Origin of the sequence: Mucilaginibacter sp. Mucisp86, assembly GCF_047324315.1 — a bacterium.
Taxonomy (GTDB): Bacteria; Bacteroidota; Bacteroidia; order Sphingobacteriales; family Sphingobacteriaceae; genus Mucilaginibacter.
In genome coordinates, this window is record NZ_CP168503.1 from 6,908,174 (window position 1) to 6,934,949 (window position 26,776).

Consider the following 26,776-nt stretch of genomic DNA (forward strand, 5'->3'; position numbering starts at 1 on the left):
AGATTGTTATCGAACAAGTTTAAGCGTCTTTCGCTTAAATAAATTACAACCAAAATAAGTGTCCACGCTTACGTTTATAACATATTACGGAAGCGTGGGCACTCAATTAAAGCTAACCGCTTAATCGTGCGAGTTTTTGAGCCCCCCAATTTTATTGGGCAACTAAAAATGCTGTCTTTAAACCATCTGCTGAAGCCGAAAGCTGAATTTTGCCGGACTTTGAACCAGCCTTAATCAAAAATGCCGCAACCCCGGCTTCGGCTTTTACTTCTTCCGCTCCAATCACCTCCCCTGCTCCCTTTAGGTTTAGTTTGATCAGGTTGGTTGCGTCCGGGATAACGGTTCCATTTTCATCAGTTACTGAAGCATAAACAAACACTACATCGTTTTTGCCTGCAGCAAGCGGTTTTCCGCTGTAATCAACCCTTAGTTTAACCAGTGATGGCTTTCCCGGTGTTTTGCGTTCGCTGGTAGTTACCACCTGCCCTTTGATGTATCCCTTTGCGGTTAATGTACCGGGGGTATAAGCTGTATTAAACGTAAATGGTGCATGTTTAAGGTTATTGCTCATTGTACCTGTATCCGGCTTTTGCTTTGCTATCGACCTACCATTCAGGAACAATTCTACTTCATCGCAATTACTGTAGATCGTTACAATTTTGGTAGCCCGATTATTCCAGTAATTGGCAATGAATAACACCGGTTTAATTTCGGAAGCGTCCCTCTGGCTTTGGTAAAAGTAATAGGCAAATTTGGGTAGTCTGAAAATATCCATGATACCTGACGATTCAATATCCGGTGCATAGCCGCGCTTATAATCAAACATAAGCCAGTTGGCATCACCCGTAATTTTTCCGTTAAGGTTATCGTTATGCGATTCCTGGAAGTTTAAAGCCTGCTGCAACATCCGTTTTTCGCCATCGCCACGCAACTGGCGTGATGTTTTTTCCTGATCAGTAAGGTCTTTATACTGGGTTTGGTTAAAACCTGCGTTTTGGGCATAGTATTCCCAGTCGCCATATTCGGCAATCAGGATAGGTTTCTGGTTAAACTTTTTCCAGTAATCAGGGGCTTTGGCGTGCTGGCGTGCCGGGATAAACACATCATATACCGCGTTCATCCAGCCGCAGGTGTAGGTATCGGCATAAGGCAGTTCCTGGTGAACAATGGCGTGCGCCTTTTCCATATAATCGCGCTTCATGTCAGTTTCGTTAAGCGAAGCTTCCCACAAAATAATAGATGGATGGTTCCTGTCACGGTGCAGCATATCCGTAATAGCCTGCAAACTGTTTTTCTGAAAAGTTTCATCGCCAAAAAACTGCCAGCCGGGGGTTGAATCCATTACAAAAATCCCCAGTTCATCGCAGGCATTTAAAAACGCAGGCGACGGTGGATAATGCGAGCATCGCACAAAATCAAAACCGGCCTGTTTAATTTTATAAGTATCGCGGTATTGGGCATTATCGCTCAGGGCATAGCCTATATAAGGATATTCCTGGTGGCGGTTGGTACCGCGCAATACGTATTTACTGCCATTAAGGTAAAAACCATCGGCCTTAAAACTGATCTGCCTGATACCTGTTTTTATCGACACCGAATCAAGCAATACACCATTGCCTTCAACCCCTACCACAACTTTATACAAGTACGGATGTGCCGGCGACCACAGTGCTGGTTTTGTTATAGTTATGCTTTTTTCAAAAGTATTGCTGCTGTTCGGTTTGATAGCAATTGCAGGCATGTTAATCAAGCCAACAGATTTACCCGAAGCATCATAAACCGTTGCTTTCAATTTAACAGACTGCTTTGTGGCATGATCATTTTGTACCTGTACCTTAATGTTTAAGCGCGCACTTTTTGATGAGATGTTGTCATAGTGCAGCGATACCCCGCCGCCGTTCACCTGCCCGGCGTTAACAGCATCGGTTATATAAACCTTATTTTTTTTGATGAGCCAGGCATTGCGGTAAATGCCGCTGTAAAAGTTAAAATCCAGGTCTTTAATAGGCTTGCCCGGCGGAATCACCGGGTTGTCCTGATTATTGAGCCTGATGACAAGGCAGTTTTCTTTACCGTATAGAGCCTTATTACTGATATCGATATAAACGGGCAGGTAACCGCCTATGTGTGTTTGCAGGTGTTTCCCATTCAAATAAACATCGGCCAGGTTCATAGCCGCATCTATACGGATGGCGATGTATTTGCCAGCGTCTTTTTTATCCAGCGTAAAAAACTTACGATAAAAACAGATACCCTGCCATTGCTGGGCGGTTTTAATAACCGGCTCAATATTGACAGTATGCGGCAGACTCACCTGTTGCCATGATAAAACACCCGCGCGGTTAAAAAGTTGGTTATTGACACTGGTGTCTGCATTTTTCACAAACTGCCAGTTATTATTGAAAAGGGTAACAGTTATTTTTTTATCGCCTTTGCTTTGCGCTTGCGCGGCTGTAACCGTGCTGGCAGCGGCAAGGGCCAACAGAATAATTTTCTTCATTTAGTGGAACTTACTGGCTAATGTGGTATTGATTTTTGATGCTATCATAGGTAGCCATATGCGCATTGGTGTTTCCCTGTTTATCAACAAAGGGTTCGCCCCAGCTAAAGGGCTCCCAAATAAAAGCGCCTTTAACTTTATTACCGGGTAATGAAAAGGCTATATCATTTACCTCGCGCTTGTGTTGTGAATATTCAGCAACCATTACATCTTGTTTATAACGAGCAGTAAGGTTGGTGAGGTTGTTTTTTAAACTATCGGGGGTGCCGTGCCATTCGGGATAATATGACTCGCCAATAATGTCGAAATTCACCCCGCGTTTAAGCATATTATCAACAAAGTAAATGGATTCGGCATTTTGCCCGCCGCAGGCTATGTGCAGCATTATCCTGATGTTGCCGCTCACCCCTCTCACACCGCTGATACCTGCTTTTAAAAAACCGGCCAGGGTATCCAGATTTTTCAATCGACCATCGGGCCATAAAATGCCGTGGTTAATTTCGTTGCCTACCTGCACCATATCGGGCAGGGTGCCCTGCTTTTTAAGGGTCAGCAGGGTAAGCCGCGTAAATGCTTTTATAGAATCTTGCAATTGCTGGTTGTTAAGCTTTTTCCAGGCAGCAGGTTTATATTGCTTACCCGGATCGGCCCAGGTATCGCTGTAATGAAAATCAAGTAAAAAGCCCATGCCGGCTTCTTTAATACGCAAAGCCATCTTTTTGGTATCCTCCAAACCACAATAGCCTTTTGCCGAGTAACCGCTATCGGCCTTGGGATTATTGAAGATGCGGAGCCTTACATAGTTAAAGCCATGATCTTTCAAAATGGTAAAAGGATCTTTGCTTACGCCGTTATCATTAAACTTGCGTCCTTCAGCCTCCAGTTGGGGGATAAAGGAAATATCGGCACCCATGATCTGCTTAAACTTAACCGGAACATTTTTGGCCGGCGAATATTTAAAAGCCGATAATGCCCCGATACTTACCAGGCCAATTGCTATTAATACCAGTTTGCGTGTACTGATCTTCGTTTTCATATAAATTGTGTTAATAATCAAAATTACATAGTAAAATTGGTTGGGTGTATTGAGCTTTTTCAATTCCCTCCCTCGGGAGGGGCGTTTGGAATGTGCGGTGGCAGGGAGGGGTTTATACGCTTGCCCTAAAGAATAAGCCTGGCGATGAAACCCCTCCCTACACCCTCCCAGGGGAGGGAATCGCACAATCCCGTGCTTTTTTAGTCTATACACCCAACCAATTATATTTTAATGCACAAACGCATCCATGGCAACGGTTGGTTTACCGCTGCTATCGAACGCGGCCATAGTGTAGCCTTGCCAGCTGCCATATGACTCCGGTTCCCAATAAAATACACCCAGGCCTCCCGATACCGATTTGGTTTTAGCTATCAGATCGGTTAAAAATGCCTTGCCGGTTGTTGGCGCAGACACATCCATACCAGCTTCGCATATCATTACTTCCTTGCTGTAACGAGATACCATATCCTGCATGTTAGCCAAAACCTGGCTGTTTATGGTAGACCAGTTACTGGTTGACGGATATACCGAAAACCCGCATACGTCCCAGCTTGCGCCGTTGGATTTCAGTCCGTCAAAGATCCAGCGGGTGGTGGTATTATTAAACCCATTGGCCACGTGTACAATAACTTTTGCCGATGGGAAAATAGCTTTGGTAGCATTATAACCACAATTCACCAACCAGGCAAAGTTTTTAAAGTTTGTTGCCGATACCGAAGCGCGGCCATCCTGCCATAACATACCATCGCTGGTTTCGTTGCCTACCTGTACCCATGTTGGGGTTATCCCGTTTGATTTAAGGGTGTTTAAGGTATTATAGGTGTAATTGTACATGGTGGTCATTAAAGAGGTAAAATCAAGACTGGCCCATGCAACAGGCTTGGTTTGGTTACCCGGATCGGCCCAGGTATCGCTGTAATGGAAGTCGATAAGGATGCTCATGCCCGCAGCCGCGGCCCTTTTGGCTTTAGCTACCACATCGGCGGTTGAATTGTAGGTTGATGAAGGATTTACCCATACCCTTAAACGGATGGCGTTAATACCCTTACCTCCTAAAACAGTAAACAAGTCTTGCTGGGTACCGCTGCTGTTGTAAAACTTTTTGCCCGATGCTTCCATTTGCGTTACCCAGCTCACATCTGAGCCGTAGGCAAATGAGGAAGTAGCTGCGGTTTTCAACTTACCTGTAGCGGTGCTTTGCGCAGCGGCTTGCTTGTTGGCAACTTCTTTGGTGCAGCTCATGCTTAGGCAAAGCATAACAGCTGACGACAGCGTGATGATTTTTCTCATAATTTGATTGATTTATTGGTATTTGTAAAAAATTGGTTTCGTGCTGAATGGCATGAACTATTTAAATGCATCAAGCGCCACTGTAGGCTTGCCCGATGTGTCAAACGCCCCGAGACCATAACTTTGCCAGTTATAGGCCTCCGGTTCCCAATAAAAAACTCCTAAACCCTGTCCGCCGTTCACCGTGCCAACCTTGCTTAATAAGTCTGTTAAAAAGGCTTTGCAGGTTGTTGCTTCGGCGGCGGGCATTCCCACTTCAACTATCATTACCGGAGAACCATACCTGGTAAACATATCATTCATGTTAGTCAGGCATTGTGCATTATAAGTTTGCCAGTTAGTTGTTGACGGATATAAGGACATGCCTATAATATCCCATTTGCCACCATTGGCTTTCAGGCCATCAAACATCCAGCGGAACAGGTTGTTATCATAACCATTCGCCAGGTGAACAATAACTTTTGTAGTGCTGCTTACTGATTTTACGGCATCATAACCCGTGGCAACCAGCGCCGCAAAATTGGCCATGTTTTTTGAAGCGCGGCCATCTTCCCAAAGCATGCCGTCGTTGGTTTCATTGCCAACCTGCGCCCAGTCGGGCGTGATGCCCTTTGCTTTCAGAGCATTCATTACGCTTATGGTATAGGTACTTAGCGCAGCTTTCAGCTCCGCAAAACTGAGACTTTGCCACGCGGCAGGCTTAGGCTGCTTACCCGGATCGGCCCAGCTATCACTGTAATGAAAATCGATCATGATCTTCATGCCCAGTTTTTGCGCGCGCTGGGCTTTGGCTACTACATCATCTGTATTGCACCAGTCATCAGTTGGGTTAACCCAGCCGCGGAGCCTGATAGCGTTCATACCTTTATCTTTCAAGATCTGGATCAGGTCCTGCTGGGTGCCATCGTTGTTATAAAATTTATAGCCCGATGCTTCCATTTGGGTAAGCCAGCTCACATCGGCCCCTTTTACAAGGGCCGATGTGGTGGTTTTAGTAGTATCGCCCGTATCAGGCTTTTTTGTGCCGGTTGAGCCGCCATCCTTTTTACATCCTGCCGCTACCATTAATAGCATCATCCCGGGCAATACAATATTCCTGATATCCATAGCAATCAATTAATAACCGGGTGTTTGGGTTAATTTGCCTTTGCTGGCGGTAATTTCATAAGTAGGCACCGGGAACAGGTATGGCCCTGCGGCTTTGCCTACCGAGGTTAAAGCGCTTTGCCACTGACCATGCCTTACCAGGTCCATCTTGCGCTCGCCTTCAAAATAAGTTTCCCAGCCTTCTTCTTTTAGCAGCCAGGTATCAAAAGCCTGTTTGGTTGCTGTGGCCGATGAAGGCACGTTGCCTATAGCCGCACCACCATGAGCCAAACGTACCTGGTTAACTAATCCAACAGCCTCGGCAGTGGGGCCGCTGTTTTGGTTGATAGCTTCGGCAAGCTGTAACATTACATCGCCAAGGCGGGCTTTAGGAATGTCATTACCCTGGTAAGCATTTAATGATGCGCCACCAAGGTCAGGGTATTTGGCTATAACCGGACCTGATAAACCGTTAGCCTCATTACGTACTACCCCGCTTTTGTTGGTATAACTGGCAACAAGCAGATTTCTGCGTTTATCGGCCGCGTCAAAAGAATGATAAAACGCCCAGGTTGTTGAAACAGGCGCATCGCCGCCGGCAAATGAATCTTTTACACGGTTGCCCGGATAATCTTTGGGATAAGTATAAAACACCCAGGGGTTAAAACTGGCGTGGTTTTCGTTACCATCCTGATCAGGTACGCATGATATGGCCCACATGGTTTCGTTATTCCTTTCAGTTGCTTCCATGAACAGGCTGGCATAATCGGTTACCAATGAATAGCCCATGGTCATGATCTGTCTGCCTATTTTTTCGGCATTAACAAAATCCTTTTCGTTCATATAAGTACGCATCAATACCGTAAGTGCGATAGCCTGATTAAAGCGGCCGTAATCTGATGGTGATTTTGGTAAATTTTCGGCTGCGTAGGTCAGGTCGCCAACTATCGACGCTAAAAATGCTTCGCGGGTTGGGCGGGTCAGGTCAGTTTCAGCAGCAGTGTTGATCTTTGATGCATCCAATATTACCGGCACCGGGCCATACAATTGCAGCAGGTAATACATATTCCATCCGCGCGACATGCGTGCTTCGGCAGTCAGCTCCTTTTTAGCGGCATCGCTGATGGTTGATTTGTTGATATCGTCAATGATCTGGGTAATGCGGGTCACAAACCTGATCTTTTCAAAATGGTTATTGCCCGTGCCCTGGTTTGCTAAAAATGTAAAACTTGCGGTGCTGAACTGGGTAAAAATACCACCCCATCCTGTAAAAACATTCATCTGATCGGTAGGGTAATCAAACATCATGATATCGCCGTACTCCGGGCTAAACCAATCGTTTTGATAACCGGCCGGATCATTGTATCCCCATTTTGACTGGAAAGGTTTATAAACCTCGGTAACGTAATTCACAAAATCGGCCTCGGTTTTAGGGAAATTGGTGGTTGATAACGAACCGTAAATTTGCGGCTCCAACCCTTTTCTACAACTGCTTACCGTTACAGCAGCAGCCATTAAGCATATGGTTATAATTTTTTTCATGTTGATTGCTGTTTTAAGATTAAAAACCGGCCCTTAAGCCAAATGAAAATGTCCTGAACATTGGGTATGGGGCATAGCCGCCTTTAACATTGGTGTAGCTTACCTCCGGGTCAACACCTTTGTATTTGGTGATGATGAACAGGTTTTGTGCATCGGCAAATACCCGTACAGATTTGGTGAACTTATTTAACCACGGCGAATTAAAGGTGTACCCCAGCGTAAGGTTACGGCAGCGCACAAAATTGGTGCTTACCAGGTTAATGTCCGAGCCCTGTGGCAGGCCGGTAGCGCTTTCTATGTAGTTTACACCCGGCCTTGTACCGCTTTGGTTTACTGATGTCCAGGCGTTCAATGCCTGTATGGTGCCACTTTGGGTACTTGATACTATACTGTTAGGATCGCCCCATGCATTATTATAGTTTATTCCCTTACCGCCAAACTGACCGTAAAAGAAAATGCTTAAATCGAATTGTTTGTAGTGGAAATCGTTACCAAAACCAATGCTGATCTTAGGGTCTGGGTTTAATTTGGCAATATCGGCACCGGTTAATTTGCCGTCGCCATCGGCATCAACATAAATTGGCGAGCCGGGCAGGTTAGCGCCGCCAGCGGTTGGCTGCGAAGCCGGTACGGTTTGGCCCGGCTGTAAAAGGCCTTTTGTTTTAAAATAGTAGATCTCATTTACAGGATCGTTAACAGCCTGGTAAGTTACGCCCTGGTAGGCAAGCAGGTTATCATACACAAAGCGGCTTTTCCACCTGTAGGTATAGTGAGATACGTTAATGGCCGAGTTCCAGGTGAAATCATGTAATTTCAAATTTTGCGTGCTTAACGAGATATCATAACCCTGCCTGTATTGATGACCACCGTTAACTGGCTGAGTTGACAGGTAGGAAAGCGGAGCGGTTGGCCCGGTTGTGCGAAGCAGGTTGGTGATATCATCTCTGAACACATCTACCGAACCGGTTACACGGTCTTTAAATAAACCGAAATCTAAACCAATATTCTTGTTCTCTGTTTTTTGCCAGGTTAATTCAGGGTGATCAATGGCATAACGGGCTATTGTAGCATAGTTAACGGCGCCATTGGTAAAGAAAATAGTATTGCCATCAGGAGCGTAACCGCCATAACCTGCCGAGCCAATGGTACTACCGGTTGTACCTGCGCTGGCGCGAAGTTTAAGCAGGCTCACAAAGTTTACGTTTTTCATAAAATCTTCGTTGGTGATCTTCCAGCCAATGGAAGCCGAAGGGAACGAAGCGTATTTTGTATTAGGGAAAAATAAGCTGTAACCATCATAACGGTATGACAGTGTCAACAGGTATTTATCTAAAAAGCTGAACGAGCTCCGCGCAAAGTATGAACGCGTTTTGCTGGCCGTTTTTACCGAAGTGATACCGATATTGGCCGTTTCGGCAGATAGGTTGGTTGCGCCGATTACATCGGCGCCACCGGCACCCTGACTACCAAATGCATTGTAAGTATTTTTATACTGACCCGCGCCTGCAACCGCATCAATGTTTAAAAATTTGGCTATATCTTTTTTAAAGGTTACGGTAGCCTCCAAAGTCTGGTTTTCACGATTGTTGTAGTTCATAGATGCCCGCGACAGGTTTTGCGAAAAGTAGAAAACCGTGCTCGGCACAAAAAAGGTGCGGTTGGCCGCCTCATAATTATCGCCAAACAACAGGTGCCCGGCCAATACGCCCGGGATTACTTTCAAATCAGCAGATAAATTGGCGTTTAATGAATGATAGCTGGTATTGTCCTGCACATCCAATAATGATACAGGGTTGGCAATAACCCCGTAACGGGTGTAATTACCGCTTGCATCACGTACCGATACGTTTGCAGGATAGCCCAAAGCGGCCTGTATAATACCGAATCCCTGGGTTCCAGAGCCGCCTGTTTGCCCGCCTGATGACGAGTTTAGATAGCTATTGGTATTACCGGTAAAGTTTGCATTCAGGGTTAAAAATTTAGCCGGGGTAAATGACAGGTTAGCGCGGCCGGTGTATTTATTGAGGCCCGCTCCTTTTAACGTACCGTCTTCATTATAATATCCACCCGAAAAATAGTAGGTAGCTTTTTCACTACCGCCGTTGATATTTACCTGGTGGTTGTTGATAGCACCCGTGCGGAAGATCTGGCCCAACCAGTCGGTGCCATTACCTGCCGCTGCAATATCGGCAGCGCTGTATTTTGGTGTTGGCAAGCCCGATTGCGGGTTGGGGCCGTAAGGTTGCTGCTGTTTGCCTGCCAGGTATTGATCAAAAATAAGCTGGTTGTATAAGGTTTCGTACTGATTGGCCTTTAATGGTTGCAGGTAAGGGTAGTTTTTCTCAAACGAATAACTGCCGCTGTAGGTAATATTCAATCTGCCTGCTTTACCTTTTTTGGTAGTGATGAGGATTACACCGTTGGCTGCATTTACACCGTAGATGGCGGCACTGGCATCTTTCAACACCTCGATAGATTCCACATCATCGGGGTTTAAACCGGCAAGGCCGCCACGGCTTACACCATTGGTTTCACCTGCAATGGTACCGTTACCAGGCTCAAGTCCATCGCCCGGAAATATCACCCCATCAACCACATACAGCGGGTTACCGCGGCCGCGGATAGACAGGTTGATATTACCGCCCGGCTGTGAACTCCCCTGTGATACCTGCAAACCCGAAGCCCGGCCAAACAGCAATTGAGGGATAGAGTTATTGGCCGCCTGCGGGATCTTTTTAGGATCGACCTTGGTTACCGCAGTAGTAATATTTTGGCGGGTAGTAGTACCGTAGCCGATAACCACCACCTCGTTAAGACCGTTCTGTTTGGTATCTAAGGTCACGTTTAAAGTACTGCCGCTTACGGTTACTTCCTTGGCGTCATAACCCAAACCGCGGAACAATAATACTGTACCGCTGGCTGCTTTAATGCTGAATTTCCCGGCAGCATCGGTAGCCGTTCCCTGCGATGTTCCTTTGATACTAACAGAGATACCGGGTACCGTTGTACCATCTTCTTTTGAGGTAACTGTACCGGTTACTGTTTGCTGAGCATAAACACCGGAGACAGACAGCATAGCCAGCGTAAACACCAGCAGGCATAATCTTCTCCAAAATTGAAAAGTAGAGTTTTGCATATTTGATTTTTTAATTGGTTTAAAACAGGCTTTTTCCACATAGCACAGATGCATGCGGCGGCGATATCAGGCGTGCGGATTTAATTGCTGCATCAAATTTTAGCAGCCGCACACATCAGTTCATGAAAGAAAAAGCATTTGGTTTACTGTACAAATGACAGGTTTAAATAATGATCGGCTTTGTGCAGATGTTCATTTTTTTGGTTCAAACTGTTATTTATTGCTATAAAAACAGCCGGAGAGCACTTTTTAGCTGTATTTTTAACATTTATTGTTAATATTGTTCAATACCAATTGAAACCTAATAATTGCGTTTGATTTTTCAGTTTGAATTGCCCGTGTCGCGTAGTAACATATTTAAGCTAAACAGTTGGCTGTACAGCATAGGGATGCTTGCCTGCGGATTGACAATGGGCTTGTTTTGTTTTACGCGACATGTATCGGCACAGGTACCCAAACTAAAGTTCAGCCATATTAACAGCCTGCAGGGATTATCAAACAATACCATTGAAGCTATTTATCAGGATAAGCGCAAGTTTATATGGTTTGGTACCCGCGACGGGCTAAACCGATACGATGGTTACCAGATCACCGTATTTAAAAACAGTGCTACCGATGTAAATACCATCAGCGATAACTACATCCGTTGTATGTTTGAGGATTGCCGTCATAACTTATGGGTAGGCACCAGTAATGGCTTAAATAGGTTTAATGCTTTCAAAAACACTTTTACCCGTTATAAACACAGCACAGCCAACAACCAAAGCATTTCAAACAATATTGTAAACTGTATTTATAGTGATAAAAAAGGCAACCTGTGGATAGGCACTGCCGATGGCTGCCTCAATAAATACGATACGGCAAATAACAACTTCGGCCATTTTTATTATGATAGCGGCATGGCTAAAAGTGAAGAAAGCAGGCAGATCAACTACCTTTATGAGGATAGCCATAATAACCTTTGGGCAGGTACCGGCAGTGGGTTAAAGATCTTTAACCGGGTTAATAATACATTTAGAAATGCTATAAATGGATTAGGAGAGATCAGCAACCCGGTAAACCGGATCCAGGAAGATAGCCTGCAGAACCTTTGGCTGGGCATAGAAAATGGCGGCCTCATGGTGCTCAACTTTAGGGATAAGACCATTAAACGTTACCAGCATGAGCAGCAGGTTAATGGCAGTCTTGCAAACGACCAGGTGAAAAGCCTGCTGGTTGACCGGAAGGGCAATATCTGGGCGGGCGGCATTAACGGCGGCTTAAGCCTGTTCAACCCGCAAAGCGGAACATTCAGCAATTATCAAAACGTATCCGAAAACTCGAACAGCTTATCGCAACGCACGGTATCAGCTATTTTTGAGGATGATCAAAGTAATTTGTGGGTAGGTACTCATCGCGGCGGGGTTAATTTGTATACCCCTAAAGCCAATAAGTTCAGGCTGCTGCAAAACGAATCCGATAATAATAGTTTGAGCTATAATGACGTGCGCGTTTTTTGTGAGGACGAAGCGCACAATATATGGATAGGCACCGATGGCGGCGGCATAAATGTTTATGATCCCCATAAAAACACCTTTAAACATTACCGCTATAACCCGAATAATAATAACAGCCTTGCTGTGGATGCCGTGCTGGATATTTTGGTTGATAAAAACAAGGTATGGGTAAGTACCTGGGGAGGCGGGTTGAATTGCCTTGATAGAACAAGCGGTAATTTCACTCACTTTACCAACAACCCCGCCGATAAAAGCACCATTAGCTCAAATTATGTTCAAAAATCATTTAAGGATAGCGAAGGCAACTTTTGGGTGGCTACTTATTACGGAGGCCTTAACCTGTTTGATCAAACAACACACCGGTTTACCAGGTTCACGGAAACTGCTGATAAAAAAGGCCGTATCCAGGGCAACAACATCGTATCCATCAATGAAGACCGCAACAAAAACCTGTGGATAGGCACCGATGATGGCGGGCTGAATTGTTATAATCTTCTTACAAAAAAAATCAGTCATTATTTTACCAACCTTGAAAAGCTGCCCGACCTGCGGGTGATATTCATTGATCATAAAGGCAGGCTGTGGCTTGGTCAAACCGGGCTCTATTTGTTTAATGCTGCTAAAAACAAGTTCGAAATTTATACCAATAAAGCCGGACTTGGTACAGAATTTATTAAAAGTATAGAAGAAGATGCCACCGGCAATTTTTGGATCTCCGGTTCAAATGGGTTGATGAAGTTTAACCCAACAAATCTGCAGTTCAGCAAATACAATGCTGCCGACGGTCTGCAGGGCCAGGAGTTTGAAGCCAACTCATCATTAAAAGCAAAAAACGGGTACCTGTATTTTGGCGGAGTGGATGGCTTTAATGTTTTTAACCCTTCGGCCATCGTGGCCAATCCCTACATTCCACCGGTTTATATTACGGGGCTGCAGTTATTCAATAAAATAGTTGAACCTAACGCGCCGGGGTCGCCTCTTTCAGGCGATATCAGCTTAACAAAATCGGTTACTTTAAGCCACGGGCAATCAACCATTGCCTTGTACTTTGCCGCGCTCAATTATACCGCTGCCGAAAACAATAAATACAGCTACCGGCTGGAAGGCCTCGACCCCAACTGGTATTACACCGCTGAGCGTAAAGCAGCCTACACTAATTTAGAGCCGGGAACTTACACGTTTACGGTACGGGCAGCCAACAACGACGGCTTATGGAATCGCACCGGTACCTCATTAGTGATTATCATCACCCCGCCATTTTGGGCTACATGGTGGTTCAGAACATTGATGATCGCGGTTATCCTTTTCAGTATTTATGAAATACTGCGTTTTAAAAAGAACCTCGACCTGCGCAAGATCGAAGAAAACAAACGCGAGGAGATGCACCAGTTGCAGCTCCAATTTTTCACCAATATCTCGCATGAGTTCCGTACACCGCTTTCGCTGATATTAGGTCCGCTGGAAACATTGCTTGAAAAAGGCAAATCGGCCACCAGCCAGTATTACGAAGTGATGTACAGGAATGCCAACCGCCTGCTCCTGCTCATTAACGAGCTGATGGATTTCCGGAAAGTAGAATCAGGCGCACTTAGCCTGAAGGTTACACCAGGTAATCTCAATACTTTCATCAATGAATTAGCTGCCGAGTTTAAAGAAGCGGCCATTCAAAAAGACATCAGTTTAAATGTAGTATTAAACAATCCCTTCGATAATACATGGTTTGACAGGCAGGTACTTGAAAAAATTGTGCTCAACCTTATCAACAATTCGCTGAAATATACTCCTGCTAAAGGGATGGTAACGGTTGAGGTGCTACACAATTTAGCAGATTTCAAATCCGGTTTTGAAAATGAGCTGGTATTAAAAAATAATTTCAGGGCGGGCAGGTATGCTTACATCAGGATCTCGGATAACGGCATCGGCATTTCTAAAGATTCCATACAGCATTTGTTTGAACGTTATTACCGCATTACTGAAACTCACCTTGGCTCGGGCATAGGTTTGGCCTTTGTGAAAAGCCTTACCGTGCTTCATAAAGGCGACATTTATGTATATAGCCAACGATATGCAGGTACTGATATCATCATCGGTCTCCCTGTTTCAGAAATTGACTACGGCCAGAAGGAAAAATGGAGTGAGGTCACAGAACCGGGCGGCACCAGATTGGAAAGCATCCAGATGGAGCTCCTCGCCCCTGCCGGACCGCTTTATCCGGTAAAAACACAATCGGCGGCTAACAACGGTCGTAAATACCAGATCCTGATTGTAGAGGATAATGACGAGATCAGGGCGTTTATCAAAAACTCGCTTGAGGGAAATTACATAATAAACGAAGCTATTGACGGGCACGACGGCCTAAGCAAAGCCAAAGAACAGTTACCCGACCTGATTATCAGTGATGTGATGATGCTGGGCATGAACGGTATAGATTTTTGTCATGCCATAAAAGAAGACCTGGATACCAGTCATATTCCCTTCATCATGCTTACCGCTAAAACTAACTTACAGGCCGAAATTGAGGGTATTGGCTCGGGAGCCGACCTGTATCTGCCCAAACCCATCAGCATTAATTTGCTTACCCTATCCATCCGAAATATTTTTGAGCAACGGCAAAAGCTGAAAGATCGCTATCTTAAGAACCATCACATTGAGGTGCGGGAGCTGGTGCATTCATCAAAAGACAAAGAATTTATGGATAAGCTCCTGTTGATTATTGATAAGGAGTTAAGCAACCCGGATCTTGATATAGACCAGCTTTGCAATACCATAGGCATGAGCCGTACCAAGCTTTACCATAAAATCAAGGAAATTTCGGGCCAGGCGCCGAACGAATTTATCAGGAGCATCAGGCTAAAAAAGGCCATCGAGATCATGACCCATGAGGACGTACTGTTAACCGAGGTAATTTATCGGGTAGGTATCCAAACGCAATCGTACTTTACAAAGGCTTTCAAAAAAGAATACGGCAAAACACCAAGCCAGTTTATACAGGATTTGACACGAACAGATAGAAACCAGAGTTGATTATTCGGTCATAAAAGCCCGAACTTAAAAAACTGCAGGTAAACAGCGAGGCCGTATCATAAACTGATTGATACGGCCTCGCTGTTCAGATTAATAATAACAAGTATTAATAACCGGGATTCTGCACCAGTTCAGGCGAATTCCTGTCAATTTCGGGCTGTGGAATCGGCCAGAAATCATAGTTATCGGCATACTTGGTTTTCACAGTCGGGAATAATGGATTTTGAACAAAGCCGTTCAGCTTCTGTGTAGCAATCCCCCATCTCCTCAAATCAAAATAACGGATCCCTTCCAAAGCAAATTCAACCCTCCGTTCATGACGCACCTTTTCTCTGAACTGAGCCTGAGATAGGCCGGCAGCCAGGTCGGGCATATTAACCCTTCTCCTAACCAGGTTAATTGCATTGTAAGCGCTCGCATCTGGGCCTACAGCCTCGTTTTGCGCTTCAGCATACATCAGTAATACATCTGCATAACGCAATAAAACAAAGTCATTATCGCCTTTTACTCCGTAATCAGGGTCTACAAGCGTTGGATCAAGCCATTTTTTTACGGCATAGTAACCTACTATCCATGAATCTTTTCCAGGATGAGCCACGGAATATGATCCTGTAAACGGCCATCCCTGCGCTTTGGTATCGCCAGGAAAAAACAGGGTCATCCGCATCCGGGGATCCCGGTTTTCAAATGGTTTTCCCTTTACATAAACAGCAGATGAGGTTGTGTCCTTACCGTCTGCAGCTTCATATTCGTTAACCAAATCCTGCGTTGCCAATTCTCCTTTCCAGCGTTGCAGGGGAACGCTAATACCATTGTCCTGATGCGACAGATTTGGCAACTGGTATTTAACCGAAAACATAATTTCCGGGCTGCTGTTTTGAGCAGGTTTATAAAAATTTGAAGGATAAGAGGTGTTTAAAGAAAATTTTCCGCCTGCAATAATGGTGCTGGCCAAAGCGGCCGCATCGGCATATTTCTTCTCAAATAACAATGCCCTCACTTTATAACCCTGGGCTGTAGCTTTAACAGCATGTCCGTTACCATAGGTAACATCCGGTAAACCGGCAATTGCCAGGTCAAGGTCGGCCTCTACTTGTTTCAAAACGTCGGCCCTGGTAGATTTGGCCATGTGCTTCTTATAATCCAACGTAAAAGGATCGGCAGTAGTGATGATCACATTTCCGTATAATATTGCAAGCCAGTAATAATTGAAGGCACGCAAAAAATAGGCTTCTGCTTTATATTGTTTTAGCTTATCGCCGGTAAGTACCTTATCAACGTTTGCCAGAAAATAGTTAATAGAGGCTATAGCTGTATAATTATTAACGTAGTAGGACGACTGATATAGATTATAGGTATCAAAAACACCGGGAGATAAACCTGAAGACAGCGCACTGGTGCCGCCACCATAGTTATATTGCCCGTAAGAATTGTCGCTGAAATTATCCCATGCAACTACTTCATATTGAGATGTGGAGTAGCTCCCTCCCTGCGCATATAAGAAATTGTAACATCCTGTTAATGCCAGGTCGGCATCACTTTCTGACTTCCAAAAATTTTGAGTAGAAAGTTTATCTGGTGGATTAAGGTCAAGGGAACTTTTCTTGCAGGATACCAGCATGACTACCACCGTCATCAGTATGTATATATACTTATTATAAAGTTTCATAATCGTTTTCTTTAATAATTTTAAAGTTTAATGGAGGCTCCAAAGGTTATCGTTCTGTTTTGCGGATAAGTAACATAGGTTCCGTCTCCTACCCGTTCAGGATCAAGGCCCGGGTATTTGCTGATGGTGAATACGTTATCGGCAGCCACAAAAACCCTCAATGATTTTATCGACACCTTTTTCAGCATAGCTAAAGCAAAATTATAGCCCAGCTGTAAACTTTTAAGACGAACAAACGAGGCATCCTTTAAGAAATATGTAGAAGGATAATTTTGAACGGCAGCATAACCATCGGCAACGTATATCTTAGGCATTGTATTGGTGTGGTTAGTTGGAGTCCAGCGGTTTAGCCAATCTGTAGTTGGCACAGAACCTTGTCTGAAAGGTTCAATACCCCAGCCATTAACATAAGCCTTTTGCCCCTGTGAACCGTATAGTTGAGCGCTGAAATCAAAGCCCTTATAAGCCGCGCCGATATTAGCCGAATACTGATAAGAAGGGAATTTACCGCCCACATAGGTCCTGTCGTTGGCATCTATTTTACCATCGCCGTTAACATCTTTGATCTTCAGGTCGCCGGGAGTAGGTGTAACCGGTTGTTTAGGTGAATTGTCTATCTCCTGCTGACTTTGGAATATTCCATCCCACACATACATGTAGTAAGCATCCAGTTCATGTCCTTCCTGCCTGATGGTATGGTCGCTGATATCCTTTGATCCGTATCTTTCAAGCTTGTTTTTATAAGTTTGAAGATTTACGCCTACGGTATAAGAAAAATCCCTGCCAATCCGGTCGTTATATTGCAAAGCAAACTCGAAACCTTTATTACGGAGCGCACCATCATTGATTGTAGGCGCGTTTAGCCCGATATAGAATGGTACTTGCGAGCTTCTTAAAATATCGAAAGTATATTTATTGAAATAATCGGCCGAAAAAACGAGCTTGTTATTGAAGATCGTCATATCGAGGCCAATATCCGCCACCCGGGTAGTTTCCCAGGTAAGGCCCGGATCAACCAGGGTATTTGCGACAAATCCTGAGGAAACAGAACTTCCGAAGGCATAATTAGCACCGGACAAAGTTGACTGATATGGATAAGTTCCGATATTCTGATTACCTAACTGCCCCCACGAACCGCGGATTTTAAGGTCATTTAACCATAAAACATCCTTCAGGAAATTCTCTTTAGAAACTCGCCAGCCGCCAGAGAATGAATAAAACGTACCATACCTTGAGTTTGAAGGCAAACGGGATGTTCCGTCATATCTGATGTTAGCGCCCAGTAAATATTTATCTGCATAATCGTAATTGGCACTGCCGTAAAACGAGCTGATTGCCCATGCCGATGATGTGCCATTATTGGTTTGCCCGTCTGAAGGGCCTGCATTCAGTTCACGCAGATAATTTGTTACATATTGGGTACGAGATGCGTTTAAATTGCTGGCGTTATTGTTTTCCCGCTGATAACCTGCGAATGCAGAAAAATTATGTAGTCCAAGGCTCTTTTTATAAGTCAGCTGACTATAATATACCGTATAAATATTGTCTGAATTGCCCACATTTAAACCCGGCGCCCCATCATCAAGGTTTCCCGCAGGAGACATATCACTATAATAATATGTAGGAATTACCGGCCTGAAATCATTGAATTTATAGTAGCCATAGTTAAACCCTCCTTTATTTTCCCATCGCAAACCTTTAAAAAGATCGATATCCAGGGATAGGTTGCCTTGCAGATAATAATCGTTGCCCCGGGTTCTGATGTCCTCGCCTACGATAGCTGCTGGATTTTTATTACCCTGCTCGTTGGAGTAAGCTTTTTTTATCCATCGGCCATCAGCACTTTGGGCAGGATATAAAGGTGATTGGGCCAGTGCGGAGAGGAATTGGTCGCTTGCACCATTTTCGGGAGTTAATTTTCTTCCGTACCGCATCTGTATATCCGATCCAAAAGTTATACGTTTATTTAGCTTTGAGCTTAAACCCAATGAAAACGTGTATTTTGAATAGTCAAATCCCCGCATTACACCGGGTTGGTTGGTGATGCCCACGCCAACACTATACGTTGTGCTATCTTTGCCCCCGCTCATGTTCAGGTAGTGGTTTTGCGTATAAGCCGTGCGAAATATATCATTCAACCAGTTATGATTCGGGTACTTTACCCTGTCGGTTGCGTTTTGGTACAGATTTATTTGATCCTGGTTATACAAAGGTGCAAGCGAAGAGTTTGTCCGCGCCTCATTTGACAACTGCATATACGTGGCAGAATTAGTGACTATGTCCGGGAGCTTAGTAGCTTTGGAAATACCCAGATTGTATGTATACTGGATAGCCAGGCTACCGGCCTTACCTCTTTTGGTTTTTACCACAATTACGCCGTTAGCACCGCGCGAACCGTAAATTGCGGCCGAAGAAGCATCCTTTAATACAGATATCGATTCGATATCGTTGGCATTCAATACATCAAGGCTCCCCGGAAGGCCATCAACAATGATCAATGGATTTGACCCAGCCCCGCTGAATGTACCAACGCCCCTGATTGTTAACTGAACATTTTCATTTCCGGGCTCTCCGGAACCTTGAACAACCTGTAAACCCGGTAACTTACCCTGCAGCAAAGCCGTAGGTGAAGTAGCTACTCTTTTATTAAGCTCATCGCCCGAAACCGTAACTACAGCACTGGTTAATTTATGCCTGCTTTGTGTGCTGTAACCAACAACAACAACCTCGTTGAGGGCCTTGTTATCTTCCTGCAATTGAATATTGACAACTTTTTGACCATTTATCGCTACCTCACGGGTTACATAGCCTAAATAACTAACAATTAGCGTCGCATTATAATCGGGCGCATTTATGGTATAATTACCCTGGCTATCGGTTGCTACGGCAACAGTAGTTCCCTTTATCTTAATGGTAACCCCCGGCAATGCTGCTCCCTTATCATCGGTAACCTGTCCGGTAACCTTCACTTGCATTACCTCCGGGTCATCGCTTTTATTTTCACTATTTTCAGAACCGGTATCGGCGGTGGTTCGGAGTTTGGTCAGGATGATTTGATTGTTAACGACTTCAAAGCCAATACCATTAGCAAGAAAAACCTGCTCCAATATCGTTTTTAAATCTTTCTGCCCTCCCGCAGTAGTAACCTTTCTTTGATTGTTTAAGGTTTCTTTGAAATAGACAAACTTAACGCCCGCTTTTTTAGAGAGCATATTAAGAAAAGACTTCATATCCATATCTACTGCGGAGATATCAACCTGGCGGGCCAGGGCGCCCTGCGCACGCGTGGTGCCGGCTACTGATACACCCGCAAATATGATGGCCAACAAAATCTGGCAACAGGATAACTTCATAATTTTATACCAGTTGATCGATATTAGTAAATTAATATTCATACATTAGTGTGTTTTATTTGGTAAAAAAATGAGACAAAAACGCCCCCGCACCTCTACGAAAGGTGTGTAATGCTACACGGCCGGGGCCCGAAGAAAGCGTGGTCACGACACGCTTTCTTCATTATACATAAGTGGTGTTTGCTGAGGTTAATCTTTCTTCATAATTTAACTTTAGGGTTAATAATAATTGGTTAATTGGTTGTTAAGGCTCTTTGTAACACAAACTTCTTCCCATCGGTTACATAGCTAACGTTGAGGAGTTTTTCAAGTACTTCCATTATTTCGGGCAGACTTTGATTGCTGAAATCAGCCTGCAATTTGGCTTCTGCAAGATCATGGTCTCCTTCAGGCAGCATAATTATCACATCAAATTGCTGTTGAAGCACCCGGACTGCATCCCTAAGGGCCACACCGTTAAAAGACAGGCTTGCTTTTTCCCAGATTTTTAACGCTGAGTGCTTTTCTACCAAGCTAACTTTAAGTGTATCAGTCTTTTTTGCGGTCACTTGCCAAACTGCCTTTTGCTGAGGATGAAGCATAACATCCATATTATTTTTATCCCGATCAGCTATTGCAACAGATACCTTCCCGGTAACTACAGCCACTTCGGCACGAAGCGCATGTTCATTATCTTTTACACTAAAGCTGGTTCCCCATACTTTAGTCGACATATGTGCTGTGCGTACAATAAAAGGATGTGCATGATCTTTCTTCACGTCAAAAAAAGATTCGCCGGTAAGCGAAACAGTCCGGAACTGACGATTAAATGCATGGTCGTACGTAACTATTGTGCCCGGGCTAAGCCAGGCCGTACTGCCATCGGGCAGCGCTACTTTTTTTATGTTTTGCCCTGTATTTACTATCCTGATATTGTCACTCCCAACTTTTGATTGATTTGCTGCCGGTTGTTTGAACCATAAAAGGCCAACAGTAATAAAAATCAAAATACTGGCTGCTATTGCACCAGCCCGGTAATAATTAAACTTTTTTATAGGAGGTTCGAACAGGCGTATCTTTTCGCGTATTCCTGACATCAACCGGTCCTCTAATGCCTGTTTTGCCTCCGGCGAAAGCTGCTCATAAGCGTCCGGTTCATTTTCAGGTGCGTTAAACCAGTTAAGTACCGTCGCCTCTTCGTCAGCATTACATTTCCCTGCAAGGTATTTTTCAATCAGTTCCGGTGAAATAGGGTGCATGGTGTTAATATTGTCCTTTTAATAACTAAGACAGTTAAAACTCAGGTAACACCCAAAAGAATTTGATTTTTATTTAAAAAAAGTTTTCAGATAGAGTAAAGTGTATATAATAGCAATTGTAAACAATTGATGGAGAGATAATCGCAAAAATCGAAGCGCCCGGTTCATATGATTTTCTACCGTTTTCTCTGTAATACCCAATTCGGCCGCTATTTGCTTGTTTGATTTGTAGTGCTTCCGGCTGAGTTCATAAACCGTCCTGCATTTTTCGGGGAGCAAATGAAGGTTCCGGTCAACTTCCTGCCCTATTTCTTTGACAATCAGGATTTCCTCCGGGGCGGTTTGTAAAACAGGCGTCGCTAAACGCAAAACTTCAGTAGCCCTCTCGTGAAGTAACTGCTTATGGATGTGATTCAATACTAAGTTTCGCAATGCGACATACAAATAGCCACTCAATGTCGACTTTATAAACAACCCTCCTCGCTTAATCCATAAATTCACAAACAGGTCCTGCACCAGCTCCTCTGCTATTTCTGCTTCGCGGCACCTTTTTAGCGCAAATGAGTATAAAGCCCCGTGATAACGGTAAAAAATTTCCGTAAATGCTGCATGGTCAGAAAAATTTAACCGCTCAACCAACTCTTCATCGGTTAATGTTTTCCAATTGTTCATGCTGAAACTAAATTTAAAATTGGTTATTGGGGCAAAAAAGCGCACCGGGATTCAAATCTAAAATAGTATTTTAACTTTTCATTAACATAATCCGACTTTCTTATATACAAATCAGGCATTTTATTAAGGCCTTTATACACTTTTATTTTTTAACTATTTGTATTCAAAAGATATAACACAGCCCCTGGATATTTATCGCCTTATAATTTGTCTACCTAATTCGTTTTTCATACATTCGCCGCCCGCATTTTTTAGCGCATTACTTCACCTGCAATGAACAAGTTTTTATACGGCATTGATTTTGGAACAACCAACTCAGCATTGGTTATTTACAACGAAGAAACAAACGAGATACACAGTACAATTATCATTCCTTCACTCATTTATTTTTACCAGCAGCCGGGCGCGGGAAACAAGCCTAATTACGTAGTAGGCGAAGCCGCCATCTCCGCTTATCTCGCGGATGATATGAAAGGACGATTTATCAAATCTGTTAAACAAATTTTGCCGAGAAGCAGTTTTATAGAAACCCGGATCCAAAACAAAAAATATAATGCTTCGGAGCTTGTAGCGATCATCTTAAAAGAACTGAAGGAACGTGCCGACCAGATCATCGGTGAAGATTGCAGGAAAGCAGTTATTGGCAGGCCTGTTTTTTTTGACGATGATGATGTTAAAAAAGATGCCTTAGCGCAAACACGCCTTACTAAGGCAGCGGATCTTGCCGGTTTTGAAAACATTCGTTTTCAGTTTGAGCCTATCGGGGCGGCTTTTGCATACGAGAAAAGCCTTTCAGGAAAGGAAAATGTACTGGTAGCCGATTTGGGTGGAGGAACTACCGATTTTACATACCTGGTACTGGACCCTGAAAAGGCCGGAATGAAAGACAGAAAGAACGATATCCTCGCCAACGGAGGTATTTACATTGGTGGAGATAGTTTTGATTCGGCTTTTATGTGGGATAAAGGCACCCCCTATTTTGGTAAAAACACCACCTATGAAGCTACTCCGGGTAAAGTACTAACTGTACCCAAATCGCTTTTCGCCAATATTTGCTCCTGGGAGCAAATGAATTTCTTTAACAGCCAGCGTATTCAGCGGGATATTGAAGACTACTTTTACTTTTCGGGTAATGATCCACAATTCAAAAACCTGATCACCCTTATCGAAAACAATCTGGGATATTCGGTATTTCAATCCATCGAAGCAACAAAAATACAACTTACAACCGCCGACAGCGCCGTGTTTAGCTATCAGAAAATGGATATCAGTATTGATGAAGAAATAGCCCTTACCGATTATGAACAGATCATAGCTAAAGATGTAAGCCGGATTGCCAGCTATCTGGACGAATTTATGTTGCAAAACAGCATTGAACCAGGCAACATCGACAGCCTTTTCTTAACAGGCGGTACATCTATGGTAGGAAGTATTCAAAAACTATTTAAAAACCGGTTTCCACATATCAAACTCAACTCCAGCGACAATTTCAGGAGCGTAGCTACAGGCTTGGCATATAGCGGTTATCTGTTTGATGAATAAGGACGTTGCCAGTTTTTATATGATAAAAGAAACTGTTTAAATTTTGTTTGAGGAGTTTTTAGGTAGAGACGCATCACATGCGTCTCCTACATTTTACAACAGTATTAGGTTACCCAGCCCTAAACAGGGCATCAAAAAGCAAATCGCCCCTCATTAATAACGAATGAGGGGCGATTGCTTTTAAACCTTATTTACCGGCAACTAATCACTTAGCGGCAGCCGCTTCAGGAAGCAATTGCATGCGGATATAGTTTTTACCACTTAGGTATTTTTGGGCGGTAGCTTTCACGCTTTCCACAGTTACATTGTTCAGATCCTTGGTATAGGTATCCAATTGGTGCAGGTCTTCTTTATCATTGATCTGCCCGCCGATATAACCCAGCCAAAAGCCGTTAGTGCGTACAGCTGTTTCGCGGCTGCGGATGCTTTCGGCGCGCCATTTGTCGATATTTACCTGCGCAGGGCCGTTGGTTTTGATCTTGTTGATCTCATCAAGGGTTGAAGCAACCAGTTTATCAGCATTTTTAGGATCGCAACCAAAGTAAACGAATATAGAATAGCGTTGGGTTGGGAACTTACTATTATTGGCAAATGCACCCGGTGAATAAACACCACTTTCATCTTCCCTTAAACGTTCAATCAACCTGATCTCTAAACACTCCTTCAAAGCATCCAGCTGAATCTTTTCGGCAGCGCTGTATTCAAACGGGCCCGACCAGATCAAATCAACCGTGGCTTTTGGCTCCGAACCTTTATATACGTTTTTAGCTATCTGCCCTTCGGGGATGTGGATACCTAAATCTTTAGCCTGTTCGCCCAGGTTTTTGGCCGGTAACGAGGCTATGTATTTTTCAAGCAGCGGTTTAATTTTTTCGATGTCTATATTACCAACAAAAGTGAAGGTCATGCCCGATGCATCAGCAAAGCGCTCTTTATAAATAGCATACTCACGATCAAGGCTGATCTGATCTATTTTGGCAATGCTTGGGCCGGTACGGCGAACGTTATGGTTACCCAACACCGCGCTTAAGGTATCCTGGAACACGGCATTAGGATCGTTCAGCCTGTTGGCAAGTCCTGCTTTTGAACTGGTGATAATCCCCTGGAACAAATCGGCATCTTTACGTGGCTCGGTTAAATAGCCATAAATAAGTTCAAAAGCCGTTTCCAGATCTTTAGGGGTAGAACTACCACTAACACCCTGCGTACGTTCGCTGATGTATGGACTAACGCTAAGTTGTTTGCCGGAAAGGTATTTTTCCAGTTGAGTAGGATTGTAATTACCTACACCAAATGATTCCACCATACCCGATGCGTTTTTAGCCGACTCAAAATCAGCATCGCTGTAAAGCGATGTACCACCCGGTGCCGAAGCGCTGAATACAATTTCGTTATCCTTAAAATCGGTAGGTTTAAGTACAACTTTGATGCCGTTACTTAAAGTTAACGTGGTTGTACCTAAAGCAGCATCCTTAGTTTCGGCAGTGATTTTACCGGCTGCAGGTGCGTTGGCCAGCAATGGCTGTTTGCTTACCTCATCATTGTAAGGTTTCAGGTCTTCTGCCTCAACATCTTTTATCCAGGTATTAACCACCGCTTCGGCAGGCAGAGTAGCCTTATCCTTTTCGGGGGCAAGTAACATCACATCGCGGTTAGTGTTTTTGATGGATGTTTTGGTAATGGCATTCACTTCGCTAAGCGCTATACCCGGCAAGTCATTTTTTACCAGGTCATACTCGTAGCTTATACCAGGCGCGGCGGTTCCTTTTAAAAAGTATTGCAGATACTCGTTCACATAACTATCGGAATTGGTTTTATTCTTTTCCTTCAAAGCAGCTTCCATATCGCTCAGGAAACTTTGTTTGGCACGGTCAAGCTCGGTTTGAGTAAAGCCAAACCGTTTGATCCTTTCTGTTTCGCGCCATGCGGTTTTGAAACCTTTTTCAAGCTCTCCGGGCTTGGCTACGGCATATACGCTGTAGGTATCTAATCCACCTAAAAAGCCGCTCAGGTCGGCGCCGCCCTGTAAATATGGCGGATTAGCCTGGCGCATAATTTCGGCATAACGGGCACCTGACATCCGGTTAAATAAACCCCGAATGATGCTTTGACGATATTGAGAAGCGGTATGCAGATCAAGCGCCGGTTGTTTCATGAACACCTGGGCCACAGTTACCGTCATTTCCTTATCAGTAATGGCAATGAACTGATTTTGTCCTGTTAATGGTACTGTATATTTGGTGCGCGGCTTTTCCACGGCAGGCTTCTTAAGGTCGCTAAACTTAGCCTTAACGATTTTCTCCATCTCGTTCACATCAATGTCCCCCACTACGATCAAAGCCTGAAGATCCGGGCGGTACCAGTCATGATAAAAACGTTTGATGGTTTCAGGCTTAAAGTTGTTCAGTACTTCATCGGTACCAATAGGCAGGCGTAACGAATAACGCGAGTGGTTCAGGATCACCGGCAGGTAGGCGCGTTGCATACGCTCCTGCGCGCCCTTGCCCAAGCGCTTTTCTTCCAATACAACACCGCGCTCTTTATCAATCTCAGTCGGGTCTAAAGTAGCGTCCTGTGCCCAGTCGCGCATGATCTGGATGCCATTCTTCAGAACTTCCGGATTATCTGACGGGATTGGTAACTGATACACCGTTTCATCAAATGAAGTATAAGCATTCAAATCGGCGCCAAAACGTACGCCAGATTTTTGCAGATAACTCACCAATTCATTTTTAGGAAAATGCTTGGTGCCGTTAAAGCTCATGTGCTCCATAAAATGCGCAAGGCCACGCTGGCTGTCATCTTCCAATACCGAACCAATTTTGTTGGCCAGGTAAAACGTAACGCGTTTTTTGGGCTCTTCGTTATGACGGATATAATAAGTAAATCCGTTTGGCAGCTTGCCTGTGCGAACAGCAGGGTCAAGAGGTAAATTCTTTTCGGCTACTGCCTTTGTTGTTGCTTTAACCTGGCTTACCTGGGCCCAAGTGGGCGCAGCCTGAAACGACCAGCTAAGCGCAAGGCTTACGCTGGCCAATAAAATAGTACTTTTTATGTTTTTCATATTTTGTTGATCGGGTTAGGATTCAGCGCTAATTTAAAAAAGAGCCGGTATTAAAACCGGCTCTCCGGAAATTAAACTAACTAAACTGATGGAAAACGTCCTACCGGGACTCTCTTTATGATAGCCAA

Annotated in this window: 13 protein-coding genes; 2 read left to right on the forward strand and 11 right to left on the reverse strand. The window is 44.2% G+C overall.

Features of this window, described 5'->3' with window-relative positions:
* Positions 1-151: 151 nt before the first annotated feature.
* The 6 genes from ACEN9X_RS28520 to ACEN9X_RS28545 form a co-directional block, all read right to left on the reverse strand.
* Positions 152-2,500 (reverse strand): glycoside hydrolase family 2 protein, encoded by a 2,349-nt coding sequence (locus tag ACEN9X_RS28520; protein WP_413668369.1) that lies wholly within the window; start codon positions 2,498-2,500, stop codon positions 152-154.
* A gap of 10 nt (positions 2,501-2,510) precedes the next feature.
* The gene (locus ACEN9X_RS28525; protein ID WP_413668370.1) at positions 2,511-3,536 is read right to left on the reverse strand and encodes an arabinogalactan endo-beta-1,4-galactanase; all 1,026 of its coding nucleotides are present in this window, start codon (positions 3,534-3,536) and stop codon (positions 2,511-2,513) included.
* 228 nt (positions 3,537-3,764) lie between these two features.
* Positions 3,765-4,826 (reverse strand): arabinogalactan endo-beta-1,4-galactanase, encoded by a 1,062-nt coding sequence (locus ACEN9X_RS28530; RefSeq protein WP_413668371.1) that lies wholly within the window; start codon positions 4,824-4,826, stop codon positions 3,765-3,767.
* A 57-nt stretch (positions 4,827-4,883) separates the two neighbouring features.
* Positions 4,884-5,933, reverse strand: coding sequence for an arabinogalactan endo-beta-1,4-galactanase (locus ACEN9X_RS28535; RefSeq protein ID WP_413668372.1), 1,050 nt, complete (start codon positions 5,931-5,933; stop codon positions 4,884-4,886).
* 9 nt (positions 5,934-5,942) lie between these two features.
* On the reverse strand, positions 5,943-7,454 hold the full coding sequence (locus tag ACEN9X_RS28540; protein ID WP_413668373.1) for a RagB/SusD family nutrient uptake outer membrane protein: 1,512 nt from the start codon (positions 7,452-7,454) through the stop codon (positions 5,943-5,945).
* A 19-nt stretch (positions 7,455-7,473) separates the two neighbouring features.
* Positions 7,474-10,590, reverse strand: a complete 3,117-nt coding sequence (locus ACEN9X_RS28545) for a SusC/RagA family TonB-linked outer membrane protein (RefSeq protein ID WP_413668374.1) — start codon at positions 10,588-10,590, stop codon at positions 7,474-7,476.
* A 308-nt stretch (positions 10,591-10,898) separates the two neighbouring features.
* Between ACEN9X_RS28545 and ACEN9X_RS28550 the strand changes: the two genes are divergently transcribed.
* Positions 10,899-15,110 carry a two-component regulator propeller domain-containing protein gene (locus tag ACEN9X_RS28550; RefSeq protein ID WP_413668375.1) on the forward strand — a complete coding sequence of 1,404 codons (4,212 nt, stop codon included), beginning with the start codon at positions 10,899-10,901 and terminating at the stop codon, positions 15,108-15,110.
* Between the two features lie 106 nt (positions 15,111-15,216).
* On the opposite strand, the gene ACEN9X_RS28555 is transcribed toward ACEN9X_RS28550, so the two are convergent.
* The 4 genes from ACEN9X_RS28555 to ACEN9X_RS28570 form a co-directional block, all read right to left on the reverse strand.
* Positions 15,217-16,779: a RagB/SusD family nutrient uptake outer membrane protein gene (locus ACEN9X_RS28555; RefSeq protein WP_413668376.1), complete on the reverse strand. Its 1,563-nt coding sequence runs from the start codon at positions 16,777-16,779 to the stop codon at positions 15,217-15,219.
* A 20-nt stretch (positions 16,780-16,799) separates the two neighbouring features.
* Positions 16,800-20,132 (reverse strand): TonB-dependent receptor, encoded by a 3,333-nt coding sequence (locus ACEN9X_RS28560; RefSeq protein WP_413668377.1) that lies wholly within the window; start codon positions 20,130-20,132, stop codon positions 16,800-16,802.
* A 233-nt stretch (positions 20,133-20,365) separates the two neighbouring features.
* Entirely contained in the window at positions 20,366-21,370 is a 1,005-nt protein-coding gene (locus ACEN9X_RS28565) for a FecR family protein (RefSeq protein WP_413668378.1), read from the reverse strand.
* A 69-nt stretch (positions 21,371-21,439) separates the two neighbouring features.
* On the reverse strand, positions 21,440-22,042 hold the full coding sequence (locus ACEN9X_RS28570; RefSeq protein WP_413668379.1) for an RNA polymerase sigma-70 factor: 603 nt from the start codon (positions 22,040-22,042) through the stop codon (positions 21,440-21,442).
* Positions 22,043-22,315: 273 nt separating this feature from the next.
* Here ACEN9X_RS28570 and ACEN9X_RS28575 point away from each other — a divergent pair, with 273 nt between their 5' ends.
* On the forward strand, positions 22,316-23,584 hold the full coding sequence (locus ACEN9X_RS28575; protein WP_413668380.1) for an Hsp70 family protein: 1,269 nt from the start codon (positions 22,316-22,318) through the stop codon (positions 23,582-23,584).
* Positions 23,585-23,789: 205 nt separating this feature from the next.
* Here ACEN9X_RS28575 and ACEN9X_RS28580 read toward each other — a convergent pair whose 3' ends face one another.
* A complete protein-coding gene (locus ACEN9X_RS28580) occupies positions 23,790-26,648 on the reverse strand; it encodes a M16 family metallopeptidase (protein WP_413668381.1) in 2,859 nt (952 codons plus the stop codon).
* Positions 26,649-26,776 lie beyond the last annotated feature (128 nt).

Excerpts from the sequence above, each read along its gene's own strand:
- ACEN9X_RS28525 (WP_413668370.1), bottom strand. The coding sequence starts at position 3,536 with ATGAAAACGAAGATCAGTACACGCAAACTGGTATTAATAGCAATTGGC.
- ACEN9X_RS28535 (WP_413668372.1), bottom strand. The coding sequence starts at position 5,933 with ATGGATATCAGGAATATTGTATTGCCCGGGATGATGCTATTAATGGTA.
- ACEN9X_RS28545 (WP_413668374.1), bottom strand. The coding sequence starts at position 10,590 with ATGCAAAACTCTACTTTTCAATTTTGGAGAAGATTATGCCTGCTGGTG.
- ACEN9X_RS28530 (WP_413668371.1), bottom strand. The coding sequence starts at position 4,826 with ATGAGAAAAATCATCACGCTGTCGTCAGCTGTTATGCTTTGCCTAAGC.
- ACEN9X_RS28560 (WP_413668377.1), bottom strand. The coding sequence starts at position 20,132 with ATGAAGTTATCCTGTTGCCAGATTTTGTTGGCCATCATATTTGCGGGT.
- ACEN9X_RS28575 (WP_413668380.1), top strand. The coding sequence starts at position 22,316 with ATGAACAAGTTTTTATACGGCATTGATTTTGGAACAACCAACTCAGCA.
- ACEN9X_RS28520 (WP_413668369.1), bottom strand. The coding sequence starts at position 2,500 with ATGAAGAAAATTATTCTGTTGGCCCTTGCCGCTGCCAGCACGGTTACA.
- ACEN9X_RS28555 (WP_413668376.1), bottom strand. The coding sequence starts at position 16,779 with ATGAAACTTTATAATAAGTATATATACATACTGATGACGGTGGTAGTC.
- ACEN9X_RS28570 (WP_413668379.1), bottom strand. The coding sequence starts at position 22,042 with ATGAACAATTGGAAAACATTAACCGATGAAGAGTTGGTTGAGCGGTTA.
- ACEN9X_RS28540 (WP_413668373.1), bottom strand. The coding sequence starts at position 7,454 with ATGAAAAAAATTATAACCATATGCTTAATGGCTGCTGCTGTAACGGTA.
- ACEN9X_RS28565 (WP_413668378.1), bottom strand. The coding sequence starts at position 21,370 with ATGCACCCTATTTCACCGGAACTGATTGAAAAATACCTTGCAGGGAAA.
- ACEN9X_RS28580 (WP_413668381.1), bottom strand. The coding sequence starts at position 26,648 with ATGAAAAACATAAAAAGTACTATTTTATTGGCCAGCGTAAGCCTTGCG.